The organism is Marvinbryantia sp. (assembly GCF_047017445.1).
Classification (GTDB): domain Bacteria; phylum Bacillota; class Clostridia; order Lachnospirales; family Lachnospiraceae; genus Marvinbryantia.
On the sequence record NZ_JBKXTT010000007.1, the window covers coordinates 60,151 to 75,478 of the forward strand.

Below are 15,328 nucleotides of genomic sequence, written 5' to 3' on the forward strand. Positions count from 1 at the left end.
AGGGTAAATGGATAATATCAGAGAGTGGATTTCCGATAATCTGCGCTATATACTTCTCGGACTTGCACTGATCCTTGTCCTTGCGATTGCTGTGATCGGAATTCGGGCGATCAGCAATATCGCAGCAGGAAAAAGTCCGGTGGCAGATCTGCAGCAGACGGAAACGGAATCCGAAACGACAAAGGATGTGATCGTGGAGACAGATGCGCAGCCCGCATTGACGGGAACGCTTCAGGAGAATGACGGCAGGGTGCTGACGGTCATGACCTCATACTATTCAGCGCGCACAAACGGAGATACGGAGACTCTGAAAAAGCTTGATCCTTCCCTGACAGACCAGGAGCTCACAGAGCTGACAGACGGTTATGTGGAAAAATACGAGGATATCAGGACTTATTCCCTGCAGGGACGGGCAGCAGGAGAGTATGTGGTGTATGTCTGTTACAACGGAAAGGTCGTAAATATCGACACGCGGGTGCCAAGTCTGACTCAGTTTTATTTAAAGAGTGATGAGGAGGGCAGCCTTTATATTTATGATTATGACGGCGATACTGACACGGAGGCATATCTTGAAGAGACGCGCAAGACGTCTGAGGTGCAGGATTTGATCGCTTCCGTAAAACAGGAATGCGATGAGGCGGAAAATTCCGATCCGGCGCTGAAGGAATTCATGAGCCAGTACGGCAGCACGCAGGAGGGCGCGACAGGTCAGAGCAGTGACGGTGAAAACTCCGGCAATGAAATGGTGGCGATTGACGAGTGCAATATCCGTACTGAGCCGAATACGGAGTGTGAAGTTCTGGCTGTTCTGTATATCGGTGAAACTGTTACAAAGACAGGAGAGACGGACGACGGATGGACAGTGATCGACTACAACGGACAGACCGCGTATATAAAGAGCGAATTCCTTTCCGCGGCGGAGGATGCGCAGGCGGCAGACGAAGCAGATTATTTTGCTCCGGGAAGCACGGATGACGGTACGGCAGATGCAGACTACACTGCGGACGATTATACTGGTGCGTAGCGGTGTTCTGATTAAAAAAATGAATAAACGTTATCTATATTATTCAAATTGACAATCATGAAAAATTCTTGTCATGAAAAAGAAGTCAGTATATAATAAAATAGATGGACAAAGATGTCGAAAATGCAGACGGACCTGTTCCGCCTGCATTTGTTTATTTCCGCGAGGATAAACGGCATCCCAGAAACGATTTAAGGAGGAGAATGAAAATGTCATACGTTGATGAGGTAATTGAGCAGGTTGTGAAGAAAAACCCTGCAGAGCCGGAATTCCATCAGGCAGTGAAAGAGGTTCTGGAATCACTGAGAGTTGTTGTGGAAGCAAACGAGGAAAAATTCAGAAAGGATGCCCTGCTGGAGCGTCTGGTTGAGCCGGAGAGACAGATCAAATTCCGTGTTCCGTGGGTAGATGATAAAGGACAGGTACAGGTAAACACAGGCTACCGCGTACAGTTTAACAGCGCGATCGGACCGTACAAGGGAGGTCTTCGTCTTCATCCGTCCGTAAATCTTGGCATTATCAAATTCCTTGGTTTTGAACAGATTTTCAAAAATTCTCTGACAGGTCTTCCGATCGGCGGCGGCAAGGGCGGCTCTGACTTCGATCCGAAGGGCAAATCAGACAGAGAGGTTATGGCATTCTGTCAGAGCTTCATGACAGAGCTTTGCAAATATATCGGCGCAGACACTGACGTACCGGCAGGCGATATCGGCACCGGCGCGCGTGAGATCGGTTATATGTTCGGACAGTACAAGAGGATCAGAGGTCTGTATGAGGGCGTTCTGACAGGCAAAGGCCTTTCCTACGGCGGATCCCTTGCAAGAACGGAGGCAACCGGCTATGGCCTTCTGTATCTCACGCAGGAGCTTCTGAAAATCAACGGCAAGGAGATCAGCGGCATGACGGCAGCGGTTTCCGGCTCCGGCAACGTTGCGATCTACGCGATCCAGAAAGCGCAGCAGCTTGGCGTGAAGGTTGTTACCTGCTCCGATTCCAACGGCTGGGTATACGATCCGGAAGGCATCGATGTGGCAGCGCTGAAGGAAATCAAAGAGGTAAAGCGTGCGCGTCTGACAGAGTACAGGAATTATCGTCCGAACTCTGAGTACCATGAGGGCAGAGGCGTATGGAGCATCAAGGTTGACCTCGCTCTTCCGTGCGCTACTCAGAATGAGCTGCTTCTTGACGATGCAAAACAGCTCGTGGCAAACGGCGTTACCGCAGTCTGCGAGGGCGCAAACATGCCGACTACGCTGGAGGCAACGGAGTATCTGCAGGCAAACGGCGTGATCTTTGCACCGGGCAAAGCTGCAAACGCAGGCGGCGTTGCGACCTCCGCACTGGAGATGTCCCAGAACAGCGAGCGTCTGAGCTGGTCCTTTGAGGAAGTAGATGCAAAGCTGCAGCAGATTATGATCAACATCACGCATAATATTTCTGATGCAGCCGAGAGATACGGTATGGCAGGCAACTATGTGGCAGGCGCAAATATCGCAGGCTTCGAGAAGGTTGTAAATGCAATGACAGCACAGGGTATTGTGTAAATAGATTTGAAAAAAGATCAGAAAATGTTCCCGCCTGCCAGACGACGGCGTCTGTCACGCGGGGATGTTTTGTTTTTGCCGCAGAAAGCGCTTGACATTGCCTGGTAAAAGGAGAATAATTAGGAATAAAGAACAAGCACGGCGCACTAATGGGAGAGAGAAGCTGACGTGCGATGAGGAGGAAAAATTATGTTAGACATCAAGATCACAAAAACAACAAACCCGAAGCCGCTTCCGACGGAGGACAATCCGCTGGTATTTGGTACGATTTTTACAGACCACATGTATGTGATGGAGTATACAAAGGGACAGGGGTGGCACGATCCGGAAATCATGCCGTATCAGCCGATTTCGCTGGATCCTTCTGCAATGGTATTCCACTATGGACAGGAGATGTTTGAGGGCCTGAAGGCTTATAAGACGGATGACGGAAGAATCCTGCTGTTCCGCCCGGACAAAAATATTGAGCGTGCAAACAACTCTAACAAGCGTCTGGAGATCCCGCAGATTCCGGAGGATGATTTCCTGAACGCTCTGAAAACACTGGTAAAACTGGATCAGGCATGGATCCCGACAAAGCCGGGTACCTCCCTTTATATCCGTCCGTTTGTGATCGCGACCGATCCGTTCCTTGGCGTGCGTCCGTCCGATACTTATAAGTTTATCATCATCCTTTCCCCGGTAGGCGCTTACTATCCGGAGGGACTTGACCCGGTAAAAATCTGGATCGAGGATGAGTACGTAAGAGCCGTAAAGGGCGGTATCGGAGAGGCAAAGACCGGCGGTAACTATGTGGCTTCCCTGGCGGCGCAGATCAAGGCGCACGAGGAGGGCTACTCCCAGGTGCTCTGGCTGGACGGCGTGGAGAGAAAATATATCGAAGAGGTTGGCGCTATGAACATCTTCTTCAAGATCAACGGCACTGTTGTGACGCCGATGCTGAACGGAAGTATCCTTCCGGGCGTTACCAGAAATACCTGCATCCAGCTTTGTAAGGAGTGGGGACTTCCGGTGGAGGAGCGCCGCATTTCTGTGGACGAGCTGGTAGAGGCGGCAAAGACCGGCGCTCTGGAAGAGGTATGGGGCTCCGGCACGGCAGCTGTTATTTCCCCGGTCGGTCATCTGCGCTATGAGAACGACGTGTTCCAGATCGCAGACGGCGGCATCGGTCCTGTCAGCCAGAAGCTGTACGATACCGTTACCGGTATTCAGCTTGGAAAGATCGAGGATAAGCACGGCTGGACGGTAGAGGTGAAGTAAGAGGCAGTTTGAGCCGCCTGTTACCAGACGGGAAAATAGAAATATAGAAGGTTTTTAAATAGAATCCGGCATCCAGCATCCATGTGCAGATAATAGGCAAATCTCAAAGAGCAACGTGTCTGCATTGGATGTGGGATGCCGGATTTTTTGCGCCGTTACCAGGGGAATTTGAAAAAGTTAGCAGCTGCTGGAATCGGTTCAGCGCTTGGCCCGCGGCTTCCAGCGGATGAGCCGCATGGAGTTGAGGAGCACGCAGACAGTGGCTCCGTTGTGGAGCAGGGCGCCGGGCACCATCGGCAGCAGACCGAGACTGGAAAGGGTGATGCCGGCGAAGTTGACGAAGCAGGCAAATACGATGATGTTTTCCAGAATGATGGTGCGCGCCTTGCGGGTGACGGCGAGCGCGTAGGACAGGCTGGCGCTGCTGCATTTATCTGTGAAAATGACGTCCGCATCCGCTGAGCAGCCAAGCGTCAGATTGTTGTCTGTGCGGTAGAGGCCGCCCTGAGGTGAGGGCTGCACAGAGTTTGCCGCGCCAAGGCGCTCCACGGTTTCCCCGTCCGGAAGGATAATGCCGTGTTTCGCCGCGTTGATGACGCAGGCGAGTACGGCGGCCGGGCTTGCAAGCACCAGTGAGCAGGGGCAGGCGATGACAAGGATGGACATCACGCGCGAGATATCGCGGGTAAAAATAAATACAACGGCGCAGATGCCAAGGATCACCGGCAGGAAGTATCTGGAAAAGCGGTCGGCAAGACGCTGCACGTTTCCGCCTTCCCCGGAAGCGTGTCCGCTGTTTTTTGAAGATGCGGGCAGGGAGGAGAGGAGGGCGTCTGCTGTCAGATGTGTTTTTTCCATGGTGAAGTCCTCCAGCGCTTCGCCGAGGAGCATCATAAAGGAAACCTCTGCGCCTTCCATAAATTCTCCGGTAAAGATCGTGCCGATCAGTGCGAGCACCACAAGGATACCGGTTGTGACGGAACGTGTGCGCCAGACAGTTTCCAGTGTGTCATAGCAGATAAAGCCGCCGCCGATGGCGAGCGGGATCAGCGCTGCCGGAAAAGGCAGCGGCAGAGCGAATACCTCGTCGATGAGAACGGCGAGGAGGATCAGCAGTAATACGAATGCCGGAAAGCCGAATGCTTTCAAATATATTTTTGTGTTCATATGTTCCCTCATTTCTGTAATCTGTAATAACAAGCGACGAGGAGACCTGTTTTACCAGGCTCCTCGTCCGTAAGCTTATAAAAGATGAATACCGTTTCGTCTTGCTTCCTTTGTGATTTCCTCCGGCCACAGCGACACCTGCACCTCGCCGATGTGCGCCTTTCGCAGATAGAACATACAGATACGCGACTGACCGATGCCGCCGCCGATGGTGTAGGGCAGCTTCTTTTCGAGAATCGCCTTCTGGAACGGAAGAGATGCCCGCTCCGGGCATCCGGCGATTTCGAGCTGACGCAGCAGGCTTTCCTCGTCCACGCGGATTCCCATGGAGGAGAGCTCCAGCGCGATGTCCAGCACCGGGTAGTAGACAATGATGTCGCCGTTCAGCGCCCAGTCGTCGTAATCCGGCGCTCTGCCGTCGTGTCGCTGTCCGGAGGTGAGCACGCCGCCGATCTGCATGATAAATACGGCACCTTTTTCCTTCACAATGCGGTATTCGCGCTCCTTTGGCGTGCAGTCCGAATAGAGATCCTCCAGCTCCTGCGAGGTGATGAAGAAGATGTCCTTCGGAAGAATCTCTTCAATATAATCATACTGGATCGCCATATACTTTTCGGTTTTTTTCAGTACTTTGTAGATGGTGCGGACGACTTCTTTTAAGGTATCCGCCGTGCGCTCCTCGTGGGAAATGATTTTTTCCCAGTCCCACTGATCCACATAGATGGAATGAATGTTGTCAGTGTCCTCATCCCGGCGGATCGCGTTCATATCGGTGTACAGCCCCTCGCCGTGGGAAAAACCGTATTCTTTTAAGGCATAGCGCTTCCATTTTGCCAGGGAATGCACGATTTCCGCGGTGCTTTCATTCTGTTCGCGGATGCCGAAGGAAACGGGACGCTCAACGCCGTTCAGGTTGTCGTTCAGTCCGGAAGCCGGGGTGACAAAAAGCGGCGCGGATACGCGCAACAGATTCAGACGGGAAGAGAGCGTCTGCTGAAAAAAGTCCTTCACCGTTTTGATGGCAACCTGTGTATCGTGAAGATTTAGAGCCGATTCGTAATGTTCGGGAATAATTAAATGTTCCATATCCTGTTAAAATCCTCCCTTACCATGCCGGCCGCACAGAAGCAGCCAGTATGAGAATTTCTTTCTTTCACAGTATAACAGATTTCTGGAAAATTACAAGGAAAACAACAGGGAAACCTATTTGACAACGCCAGATAAGGAAGTTTTTATGTAGGGTACGGTGTAACTCAGTAAAATGGGTTACACCGTTTTCCTTTGTTCTTATGCTACAAAGCGGAAGTCCTGCGGGTTTGCCCGTATTTCTTCCATCATAGCAAGGATTTCCTGTTCGGTAGGAATATCTATCATTCCCGCCGCCGTAAAGTAAATATCCACTTTCACATAACAGTGACCGCTTGACTTATCATTGTTGTGAACTTCAATACACTCAATTAGAGAATTTACAAGCGTTGGGGTAAGCTTCGTAATATCCGTCATTTCACGCAAGGTACGGAGTAAAAGCCTTAAATCCGTAACCTTTTGTTCGGTTTCCTGCAAGGTCTGCTGACTGTCGGCTACCTCCTGTATTAATGCTTTCTGCTCTTTTTCGTAGCTTTGAAGCATTTTAGAAAAGCGTTCGTCAGAGAGTATGCCTGTTGCGTTCTGCTCGAATACCTTTTCAATCAGGCGGTCAATTTCTGCAATTCTTCTTGTACCTTGCTCAACCGACTGCTGAAGCCTCTTGTATTCTTTCTTCCGCATTGCGTTGGTTTTCTTCGCCAGCATATACAGAAATACCGTCTCGTGGCACTTCACGAAATCCGCTAAACCGCTGATGGCTTCAAATACAATCTTTTCAAGCACTACATCTCGGATATAGTGGATTTTGCAAGTCCCTCTGCCGTCCTTATAGTTGGAACATCTCCAAAATTCCTGATTGCGTTTCAGGCTCTTTGCGGCGCAGAAATGCAGTTTTGCACCGCAATCGGGGCAATACACCAATCCCGAAAAAAGGCTTGTACTGCCTGTTGATGTCGGTCTGCGACGGTGCTGGCGAAGTTCCTGCACTCTTAACCATTGCTCCTCAGAGATTATCGGTTCTTGCATATTCGGAATTATCTGATGTTCTTCCGTAGGCTTGTAGATGGTCTTATGCACCTTGTAGCTGACGGTAGTGGTCTTGAAATTCACAGCACAACCTGTGTACTGTCTGTTTTCAAGAATGCCTACCACTGTTTTCTGATCCCAGTTATACGGATTAGCGGGTACTTTCTGTGCGTGTGGTCTGCCGATACTTTCATAATAGGCAGATGGAACGAGGATTTGTTCTTTCTCAAGTTGTCTTGCAATCTGTGACGGTCCAAGCCCTGCAAGGCAGAGAGCATAGATTTTGCGTACTATTTCAGCGGCAGGCTCGTCAATTACCCATTGCTTTTTATCAGTCTCGGATTTCTTGTACCCGAACGGAACTGTTGGCGAAACTCTTTCTCCGTGTTCCGCTTTGGATTGCCATACCGCACGGATTTTCTTTGAGGTCTGTGCCGCATACCACTCGTTGAAAATATTGTGAAAAGGCATCATCTCCACACCGTCGCCGGTCAGCGTGTCCACTCGCTCCTGTATAGCGATAAATCGGATACCAAGCGAGGGATATACCACCTGCGTCAGTCTGCCCATTTCCACCTGTTCACGACCGAAACGAGATAGGTCTTTTACAATAATTGTGCCGATTTCTCCGTTCTCCGCCATACGCTCCATACGCATAAAGTTCGGTCTTTGAAAGGTCGTACCCGATACGCCGTCGTCCACGAAAAACATTGTGTTGGTGTAACCCTCTTTGCGTGCATAGTCTTGTAAAATCTGTTTTTGATTCGTAATGGAATTGGATTCCTCGTCTTTATTATCGTCGTCAACCGATAACCTGCAATATAACGCTGTGATTTTTTCTTCTGCCTGCCTGTTTAATTTCGTTGCTGTTGTCATAAATTTTTTCTCCTTTCCGACAACAGGGCATAGCAAAGGCAAATATAGCTTACTATACCCTGCCATCTTTTTCTATTATGCGATTGTTAAATCAGTTTTTCGGACAGTATCAGTTCCTTGAATTGCTCCATTACGCATTGCTTGCCTTTGGGATTAAAATGCGTGGAGATTTCATAAGTTGTCCCACCGATTTTCATCGTAAAATTATCTTCACCGAAACGGCGCATCTTGCCGTAATCAAAAATGCAGTTCTTGCTTCGGGGCAGAAGATAATCCACAAGACAAGCAGGCTCAGCTTCGTCTATCGGTTCAGGCGGCTGAATATGCACAACCTCGTTGTTTGGATAAATATCAATCTTTTCCATTCTCGTCACCTTACCTTTCATCTCGGCTGTTTCGCCTGCGTTCCATTTTTCGCTGATTTTCATACAGCAGTTTCAGAATAGTATCGGTCATCTGCTTCTGCGTATAGTTCTTTGGGAAAAATCCCCTTAAATCCTGCACTTTAAAACTGATACGCTCTGTCTGATTGGCTTTTTCTTCCAACATAATCTCGTAAATGCTATCCGAAGAAAGAGTACCTTGCTGTGCGGCCTTCTTCATACGGATACTCTGTGCGTGGGAAGGTGTGCAGTCATTCAGGCTCATTGCGTCAAGCAATATTTTCTGCTGCTTTTCAGACAGATAGGAAAGCTCCACGGCGGGACTGAGTGCAATTATTCCCTCGTCAACTTTGTTAAGCAGTTCTGGGATAAGGTTCGTAAGACGGATATATCGGAACACTTGGTCACGGCTCTCGTTCTGCGTTTGGCCGATTTCGGCGGCGGTATCAGACTTTGTCGCAACTTGCGATAAAGTTAAATCTGTTCTTTTCCCCTGTGCTTTCATCGCTTCCATTTTCATTTTGTAGGCAAAGGCTTTTTCGCTGGGGAGTATCCGTTCACGGTGGAGATTGCTGTCTACAACCGCAATCATCGCTTCGTTTCGGTCAAGGGGGTAGATTAAAGCAGGAACTTCCGAAAGCCCTGCTTTGATGGCGGCGTGTAATCTGCGGTGTCCGCTAACCACTTCATATTCGTCCGTGTTCTCAATCGGTCGGACAATTAACGGAGAAATAATGCCCTGTGTTTTGATACTCTCAGCAAGCGCTTCCATATCTTCGTTATCAATTACCTTAAATGGATGTCCCTCAAAAGTACGGAGCTTATCCACTTTAATATTTGCCGCCTTTTTCCTCGGCGGGTTCATTGTATTTGTTGTATTTGTCATCGTTCAACCCTTCTTTCTTTGCATCGTATTGCTACGGCGTTTTCCATCTGTCGCTCGGTTTCTAATAGCTTTTCAAATCTCGGTATCTTCTCAAAAATTGCCTTTGCGGTGGATAATTCCTTACGCATAGTCTTGATTTTTGTTGAGATTTCTCTTGCCTGTGCGTTCAACTCTTCGCTTTTCTTATGGCGATTGCGGTTATATACCGACTGCCGTTCCTTTTCTAAAACAGAGATTTGTTCCCGTGTTTCACTGATAAACGAAACAAGCTCCTGCGGAGAATCAATCTGTTTCTCACATAGGAACTTGTATTCATCAAGGATTTTATTCAGTTTTACAACTTCCTGCCGCATTTCAGGTGAAAGCGGGCGGGGAGCAGCAGTGGCAATATTGTTGCCTGTAATCAGCCTGCAAAGCTCGATAATCAGGGCAAATAATACCTGTATGCCGTCCATACGCCGCATTTTGCGGTACTCGATTTCAAGCATAAGCAACGGCGTATATTTTGGTTTGTGGAACGGTACAAAACCGACATATCGTTGATTGTCAAGCAACCGTTCACGGATAGCGGTGGGAGTATATTCTTTGCCCAGCTTGTCTAAGCGCACCGCCCTTTGCCAGCTTGGTGTCTTTACGGAATAGTGAGCATAGTTTTCATCACGCTGTATCATATACCCCATATCCTTTAAGCGAATTTCAAAAGCTTTGAAATTGGTAGACTGGGCAAGTGCGGTATCAATATCCGCTTTCAAAAGCTCCCTGTGCGATAGTCCGCCGCTTTGCTTCAGCCAGTATTCCTTTTTCTTGCCGCCGTAAAAATTCGCTTCTTTCAAAACGCTTTTTCCATATTCTAAGCATACGGCGTCTGAGATTTCACGGAGCTTATGGTGGTCGGAGATGTGGTTTTCAAACTTCCTGCCGGTCTTAAAAGATACAGAATTTACTACAAAATGGTTGTGAAGATTATCGGTGTTGAGGTGGGTGGTAACAACAATTTCATACTCAGCACCCCACATACGCCTTGCAGTTTCCAGTCCGATTTTGTGCGCTTCTTTGGGAGTCACTTCGCCTGTCTGAAAGCTTTGATAACCATGATAGGCTACATTGCCACCAATTTTACCAAAGCGTTTCTTAGTTGCCGTCATACGCTCATAGGCTCGCTTGGCATTACAGTTGATACCGCTGACATACATACGCTCATCGGTCTTTTTATCGTTGGATACATACTGTAAAGCGGCGTACAAATCGCTGTCCACATACTTTTTGTCGATAGTTTTATCGGGATTTTCCGCATAATCAATGACTTCTTTTAGCCTGTCTTTAACAGGCCAGAATCCTGTAGTTGCCATTTACACCGCCAGCCTTTCCTTTTGCGGTAAGATTAACTCGGCGGTGATTTCATCAATCAGAGCAACTATTTTTTCTTCCGTTTCTGCTGTGATTTTGCCCTCCACAGCGATACAGAGTTCATCCAATTTGTCATTGAAAGAGAAGAACACTTCGGGCAAAACTGCTCTCGGCATATATCCCAAAGCACGCTGCCTAAGATATTCCGATACGGAAAGTCCGCACCTTTCGGCGTTACGCTCAATTAGATTTTTCTCTTTTTCGCTTACACGGATAAACAGATTTTTATTCTTAATTTCATTCATAACATCATTCCTTTCTTTGATTTTGTAAACGGGTTTTAGGGTGTCCCTAAAGAGTAATCGGCTCTCAAAGTCGATTTGAGCGGAAACTGTCAATACAGTTTCCCTGCTTGTTACGGTATGCGACACTTTTTCTGCCGCATATCGTCTGTTATTTTCCGCCGGTCTGCCTGAATGCAGTTCCTGCCCCGTCAAGCGGCGTTGTTTCGCTTACTCTCCGAAAGAGAGGTCATCGCAAAATCGTATCCCATTCAGCCGGTCATTCAGTTGTAACCGGCATTTCGGGCAACAAAACCTGCTAAGAAAAGTCAATAGTTTTTTGCAGATTTTTAGAATATTTTTCTTTTATAAAATTAGGTACAACAAGTAGACTGTCATTTAGGCAGCCTTTTTGCAGTCTTTCATTTTGATATTTATTTTATATCCGTATAGACTTCTTTAACTCGTGCGTAATATATTCTGAGAAACTTATTCAGCCCTGCTATTTTAGCAGCTTTTTTTGACTTGCCTTCAGATTCTTTTTTGACTATATACTGGTAAACTGGATCATCTGGCCTTGGGTGCGTTTTTATGCATCTCATGGTTTCATAGCCGACTTTACGCAGAGCCGCCGACCCACGTTTAGTTATCTTTCGATTAGAACCAACAAATTGCCCCGATTCATAAGGCGGAGTATCTATTCCCGCATTACATCTACATCAATCCGTTTTCGGATGTCGTCAATTTTAACCTTAAAATCGTTCTGGAGCGTGGAGAGGGTATTAGATACCAGACGGACACGGATTTTCTCTCCCTCATAACCAGACAATACGAATTGCTTTGCTCCACCGAATTTCATATCATAGCGTTTCGGCTCGTCAATATCGTATTCCGTAACGCTTTCAAAAAGATACTCGTCTGATTTTTTCATTCCTCTTTCATTGGAAAGTAGCTCGTCAATGGAAATGTCAAACAGGGCAGAGATAGCCATCATATTTTCAATGTCGGGAATGCCTGTTTCAGTTTCCCATTTTGTAACCGCCTGTCTTGACACGCCTAACTTCTCCGCAAGCTGTTCCTGCGAAAGTCCTGCCTTCTTGCGGATAGATTTTAGTTTTTCTGCAAATGTCATTCTCGTGACCTCCTTATGTTGATACGCCAAGTATAGAAAACCGTGCTTTGCATTACAAGCAAGCAGAGATGACATTCGGAATTTTCCTGCTACTTTGCGTGGCATTTACTGATTTTGAGCAAAATATTTGATATATCACTCACTGATTTATCATTTTCACATCTGCCAGTAACCGAGATTTCGTTTTGCCCCACATTATTTCCACGGTCTGCTTTTCCCAAGCCAACCTTGCTCCGCCCAATACTTTCCGTCAAGGTATTCGGGGTCTGATTTATATAAGGATTTCTGCATCATACGGCAGAAGAAAACCTTGAATTTCGTAATCAAATTTGTGTGTGCAGGTTTTGTATAATCTATGTCGGCAAACTTTCGGGATAGCTTTTGAATCTTTCCCGTAAGCTCGGCTTGTTTTTTTCGGGAAAGTTTTTCCCAAACAATATCACTCATCAAAGCGCCAGTAAATATCTCGATTTTTGAAATTCCCCACCAAGATAAACTATGCTTCATATCTTTCGCCGCAGATTTTGCTCCGCTGCCTAAACATTGCGTTATGATGACTGCACGTTTTCCAAACATTTCAGGAGCAGGGCGGTGCGGTATCCAACGATAAGCAAAATGGTCAAGCAACGCTTTCATTGCTCCTGTAGCGTGAAACACATAGGCAGGAGAGGTCATTACAATCAAGTCTGCTTCCAAAAGTGATTTATCAATTTTCCCAATATATTCAGCGTCCTTGCAAGTCTTTTCGCCATTTAATGTGCAGTTTAAGCAACCGACACAGAAATTCGGACAATCTTTTGGAAGATAATATTCCGTAATATTCGCTTTATCCTTAAATTCTTCTAAAAACATCTCTTTCAAACGGTAGGTAACACCGTGTTTTTCTGTTCCGTTTATCACTGTTATATTCACTCTTTATACCTCCAAAATATCATGTAAGACTTGTATATGAAAGTTCCTGCGGTTTTCTTTCTGTCTAAGGTCAATCCCCAATGTCTGCGATATGACTTCATATCGCAGGAACATTTGCTGCATAACGGTAATCAAATACAGCGTTTTTCGCCTTATCGCCGCTTCATCAAGGTCAGGACGGCAGGCGGCAACAAGCGGAAGATATGCCGCATAAGTTCTGTAAGTGTTGTCATTTTCTTTCGGTGACTGCATATCGGTAAGAACGGAAATTTTGGAAACAGCATAATGTTCAAACAGAAAATCAAGCGTCATATTGCCGAGATATTCCAATTTCTCAAAAGGAGTAAAACCGTCTGTTTCCTCTCGTATATTCTGAAAATGCTCGACTGTTCCGTTTATCATACGCTCAATACATTGCTCGATGAGTTTATCCTTGTTTCCAAAATGATAATTCACAAGCCCTAATCCAACACCTGCTCTTTTGCATATCTCACGGACTGTGACTTCTTCTAAATGTTCCCCGTTTTCCTCAATGAGCCTAATCGTTGCCTGTATGATTGCTTCTTTATTATCCACACTGTACCTCCCATTGAACATCGTTCAAATATATTATACTGAACGCAGTTCAAAAAGTCAAGAGGTTACAATATACAAGCAGAGTATGTAACGCTTTTCGGTGTCAAGATGCTTTGTTTAAGCGGCTCGCAGGGCATAAAATATGACGAGTAAGGAGTTTATACCTACTCGCCACGACTTTGTGGTTATTGGCATTACTTTTTCTTGCTATACTCTATCAGCTATGCAATGAAGCAGTTTAACAATTGGCTCAATATATTTTTCATCAGATATATCGTATGAATGGGAAATCATTTTCAGCATTTCGATATCGGCTTCGGTTTTATCCTTTTTTGCACCAACCATTTTTTGAAACATTTTCATCATCAGCTTTGAACCTGACGACATTTTTTCATAGTAAAATCCGCCAGGGCAGTAAAACACATGAACCTTTTTCCGTTCCGCTTCGCTGAAATTGTTATTCAAGAAGGTTTCTATTTCAGGATTTTCGGCAGGATTGCCACCCGTACAGAAAGCAATTAAGGTTTTATCTGACCATTTATCCATATTAGATTTAAACCACGATATTTTACTGATCCTGCCTGCACACGCCCAGCCTCCGAAAACAATAGCGTCATATCTATCAAAATCTTGTTTTTTAGCGACTTTGAGTTCAAGACAATCTGCGCCTGTTGCTTCAGATATCCATTCCGCATATTTTTTCGTAAAACCTGTTTGTGAATTGTAAATTACTGCTACTTTCATTTTCCATCCCTCTTTCTTAAAGCATCATTCAGAAATGCCTGATGCGCCTGTTCCTGCTGCAAAAATATCTCATCTATCGGTATTCCCGGTGATGATACAGAAAAAATCGTGCCAAGACCAATCGTGTAAATCAACATATTCAAATGAAGCTGTCTTGCAGTCTCAACGCTTATATCTAAATCCTTTGCAATCACATTCGCAACTTGCGGATTTGTTTCCGTTTCGTATATATCCTTCAGTGAATATATGTTTCTTCGTTCCCGTAAAATAAAAATTTTCAGAATATGAGGTTCTTCCTTTGCAAGTTGAATATATGCTCTGCCAGTACTGCGAAACAGATCGCTCTTGTCTATGCGAAGGGCGACATACTCTCCGATAAAGCTCCTTGCTTTATTACTGACCTCCTCACGAAGACCATCCATATTCCTGCAGTAACTGTAAATTGGTTGTACCGAACAGCCCAGCTCGTCTGCAATACTTTTGACCAATACTTTTTCTATACCGCTTTGACGGGCGATTTTGAAAGCAGCTTCAACAACCATATCTTTTGTTATTCGTTGCTTCGGCATTGTAGCACCTCCGTATAATCTATTTATATAAATCATTTATATAAATAGATTATACTTTTGATTCAAGAAAATGTCAATACCATCAGAACAAAAAGGAAGGCGGCAAGGAATGTAGTAATATGCTCCCTACCGCCAATTTGTCATATATAGATTATCTCATCGTTTACAATCTCCATCGCACACACCCGAATGCTATTCATTCGCCCTGTCCATTCTAAGGCGTTTTCAGCCTTTAATTGTTCCGTGATACCCTGCGCCAACTTCATATCCTCTACGATCCGCCCAAAGCGTTCCTGTGCCTGTCTGTCAATGTCGGCAAGGTAAGCATTAAGATTGCCGCTTGTAAGCAAATTAGCGTATGTAATCCTGTGGCACTCTTTCAGGTACCGTAAATGCCTCTGACCAAATACACCTATTGGGCTTTCTTCTTCGACTGATAAGGTAAGGCAGGGAATAAGATAATCCCCTTGCTGTTCGTATGTACCGCCCATTTCTTCAAAAATTGATTTTGCCAT

The 15,328-nt window shown here is 46.1% G+C and carries 16 protein-coding genes and 1 pseudogene; 3 read left to right on the plus strand and 14 right to left on the minus strand.

What is annotated here, in order from left to right; genetic code table 11:
- Nucleotides 1–7 precede the first annotated feature (7 nt).
- The 3 genes from ACLU9Q_RS09580 (at nucleotide 8) to ACLU9Q_RS09590 (ending at nucleotide 3,828) form a co-directional block, all read left to right on the plus strand.
- Nucleotides 8–1,024, plus strand: a complete 1,017-nt coding sequence (locus ACLU9Q_RS09580; RefSeq protein ID WP_412625114.1) for an SH3 domain-containing protein — start codon at nucleotides 8–10, stop codon at nucleotides 1,022–1,024.
- A 209-nt stretch (nucleotides 1,025–1,233) separates the two neighbouring features.
- Complete coding sequence (gdhA, locus tag ACLU9Q_RS09585; RefSeq protein ID WP_296907204.1) at nucleotides 1,234–2,568, plus strand: NADP-specific glutamate dehydrogenase; 1,335 nt, start codon at nucleotides 1,234–1,236, stop codon at nucleotides 2,566–2,568.
- Between the two features lie 189 nt (nucleotides 2,569–2,757).
- A complete protein-coding gene (locus ACLU9Q_RS09590) occupies nucleotides 2,758–3,828 on the plus strand; it encodes a branched-chain amino acid aminotransferase (protein WP_296835536.1) in 1,071 nt (356 codons plus the stop codon).
- Nucleotides 3,829–4,026: 198 nt separating this feature from the next.
- Here ACLU9Q_RS09590 and ACLU9Q_RS09595 read toward each other — a convergent pair whose 3' ends face one another.
- The 14 genes and pseudogenes from ACLU9Q_RS09595 to ACLU9Q_RS09660 all read right to left on the minus strand — a co-directional run bounded on the left by ACLU9Q_RS09595 (nucleotide 4,027) and on the right by ACLU9Q_RS09660 (nucleotide 15,328).
- Nucleotides 4,027–4,995: a hypothetical protein gene (locus tag ACLU9Q_RS09595; protein WP_296907210.1), complete on the minus strand. Its 969-nt coding sequence runs from the start codon at nucleotides 4,993–4,995 to the stop codon at nucleotides 4,027–4,029.
- A 75-nt stretch (nucleotides 4,996–5,070) separates the two neighbouring features.
- On the minus strand, nucleotides 5,071–6,081 hold the full coding sequence (gene asnA, locus ACLU9Q_RS09600) for an aspartate--ammonia ligase (protein WP_296835532.1): 1,011 nt from the start codon (nucleotides 6,079–6,081) through the stop codon (nucleotides 5,071–5,073).
- Nucleotides 6,082–6,282: 201 nt separating this feature from the next.
- Nucleotides 6,283–7,983: a recombinase family protein gene (locus ACLU9Q_RS09605; RefSeq protein ID WP_270395757.1), complete on the minus strand. Its 1,701-nt coding sequence runs from the start codon at nucleotides 7,981–7,983 to the stop codon at nucleotides 6,283–6,285.
- 86 nt (nucleotides 7,984–8,069) lie between these two features.
- Nucleotides 8,070–8,348 carry a hypothetical protein gene (locus tag ACLU9Q_RS09610; RefSeq protein ID WP_270395758.1) on the minus strand — a complete coding sequence of 93 codons (279 nt, stop codon included), beginning with the start codon at nucleotides 8,346–8,348 and terminating at the stop codon, nucleotides 8,070–8,072.
- A 10-nt stretch (nucleotides 8,349–8,358) separates the two neighbouring features.
- Nucleotides 8,359–9,252, minus strand: a complete 894-nt coding sequence (locus ACLU9Q_RS09615; protein WP_412625115.1) for a ParB/RepB/Spo0J family partition protein — start codon at nucleotides 9,250–9,252, stop codon at nucleotides 8,359–8,361.
- A complete protein-coding gene (locus tag ACLU9Q_RS09620; RefSeq protein ID WP_117974613.1) occupies nucleotides 9,249–10,601 on the minus strand; it encodes a relaxase/mobilization nuclease domain-containing protein in 1,353 nt (450 codons plus the stop codon). Before ACLU9Q_RS09620 ends, ACLU9Q_RS09615 begins: the two co-directional genes overlap by 4 nt.
- Nucleotides 10,602–10,904 (minus strand): plasmid mobilization protein, encoded by a 303-nt coding sequence (locus ACLU9Q_RS09625; RefSeq protein WP_147337196.1) that lies wholly within the window; start codon nucleotides 10,902–10,904, stop codon nucleotides 10,602–10,604.
- 410 nt (nucleotides 10,905–11,314) lie between these two features.
- Nucleotides 11,315–11,587, minus strand: a pseudogene (locus tag ACLU9Q_RS09630) (transposase); the annotation flags it as partial.
- On the minus strand, nucleotides 11,578–12,012 hold the full coding sequence (locus tag ACLU9Q_RS09635) for a helix-turn-helix transcriptional regulator (RefSeq protein ID WP_412625117.1): 435 nt from the start codon (nucleotides 12,010–12,012) through the stop codon (nucleotides 11,578–11,580). The gene ACLU9Q_RS09635 and the pseudogene ACLU9Q_RS09630, both read right to left, overlap by 10 nt.
- A gap of 195 nt (nucleotides 12,013–12,207) precedes the next feature.
- Nucleotides 12,208–12,924, minus strand: a complete 717-nt coding sequence (locus ACLU9Q_RS09640; protein WP_117974605.1) for a flavodoxin family protein — start codon at nucleotides 12,922–12,924, stop codon at nucleotides 12,208–12,210.
- 3 nt (nucleotides 12,925–12,927) lie between these two features.
- Complete coding sequence (locus tag ACLU9Q_RS09645; protein ID WP_270395761.1) at nucleotides 12,928–13,500, minus strand: TetR/AcrR family transcriptional regulator; 573 nt, start codon at nucleotides 13,498–13,500, stop codon at nucleotides 12,928–12,930.
- Nucleotides 13,501–13,707: 207 nt separating this feature from the next.
- Nucleotides 13,708–14,244 carry a flavodoxin domain-containing protein gene (locus tag ACLU9Q_RS09650; protein ID WP_117974601.1) on the minus strand — a complete coding sequence of 179 codons (537 nt, stop codon included), beginning with the start codon at nucleotides 14,242–14,244 and terminating at the stop codon, nucleotides 13,708–13,710.
- Nucleotides 14,241–14,813, minus strand: a complete 573-nt coding sequence (locus ACLU9Q_RS09655) for a TetR/AcrR family transcriptional regulator (protein ID WP_117974599.1) — start codon at nucleotides 14,811–14,813, stop codon at nucleotides 14,241–14,243. Before ACLU9Q_RS09655 ends, ACLU9Q_RS09650 begins: the two co-directional genes overlap by 4 nt.
- A gap of 140 nt (nucleotides 14,814–14,953) precedes the next feature.
- A complete protein-coding gene (locus ACLU9Q_RS09660; protein WP_117974597.1) occupies nucleotides 14,954–15,328 on the minus strand; it encodes a TnpV protein in 375 nt (124 codons plus the stop codon).

Excerpts from the sequence above, each read along its gene's own strand:
- ACLU9Q_RS09605 (WP_270395757.1), bottom strand. The coding sequence starts at position 7,983 with ATGACAACAGCAACGAAATTAAACAGGCAGGCAGAAGAAAAAATCACA.
- ACLU9Q_RS09620 (WP_117974613.1), bottom strand. The coding sequence starts at position 10,601 with ATGGCAACTACAGGATTCTGGCCTGTTAAAGACAGGCTAAAAGAAGTC.
- ACLU9Q_RS09615 (WP_412625115.1), bottom strand. The coding sequence starts at position 9,252 with ATGACAAATACAACAAATACAATGAACCCGCCGAGGAAAAAGGCGGCA.
- ACLU9Q_RS09580 (WP_412625114.1), top strand. The coding sequence starts at position 8 with ATGGATAATATCAGAGAGTGGATTTCCGATAATCTGCGCTATATACTT.
- ACLU9Q_RS09660 (WP_117974597.1), bottom strand. The coding sequence starts at position 15,328 with ATGGCAAAATCAATTTTTGAAGAAATGGGCGGTACATACGAACAGCAA.
- asnA (WP_296835532.1), bottom strand. The coding sequence starts at position 6,081 with ATGGAACATTTAATTATTCCCGAACATTACGAATCGGCTCTAAATCTT.
- gdhA (WP_296907204.1), top strand. The coding sequence starts at position 1,234 with ATGTCATACGTTGATGAGGTAATTGAGCAGGTTGTGAAGAAAAACCCT.
- ACLU9Q_RS09655 (WP_117974599.1), bottom strand. The coding sequence starts at position 14,813 with ATGCCGAAGCAACGAATAACAAAAGATATGGTTGTTGAAGCTGCTTTC.
- ACLU9Q_RS09625 (WP_147337196.1), bottom strand. The coding sequence starts at position 10,904 with ATGAATGAAATTAAGAATAAAAATCTGTTTATCCGTGTAAGCGAAAAA.
- ACLU9Q_RS09610 (WP_270395758.1), bottom strand. The coding sequence starts at position 8,348 with ATGGAAAAGATTGATATTTATCCAAACAACGAGGTTGTGCATATTCAG.
- ACLU9Q_RS09635 (WP_412625117.1), bottom strand. The coding sequence starts at position 12,012 with ATGACATTTGCAGAAAAACTAAAATCTATCCGCAAGAAGGCAGGACTT.
- ACLU9Q_RS09650 (WP_117974601.1), bottom strand. The coding sequence starts at position 14,244 with ATGAAAGTAGCAGTAATTTACAATTCACAAACAGGTTTTACGAAAAAA.
- ACLU9Q_RS09590 (WP_296835536.1), top strand. The coding sequence starts at position 2,758 with ATGTTAGACATCAAGATCACAAAAACAACAAACCCGAAGCCGCTTCCG.
- ACLU9Q_RS09595 (WP_296907210.1), bottom strand. The coding sequence starts at position 4,995 with ATGAACACAAAAATATATTTGAAAGCATTCGGCTTTCCGGCATTCGTA.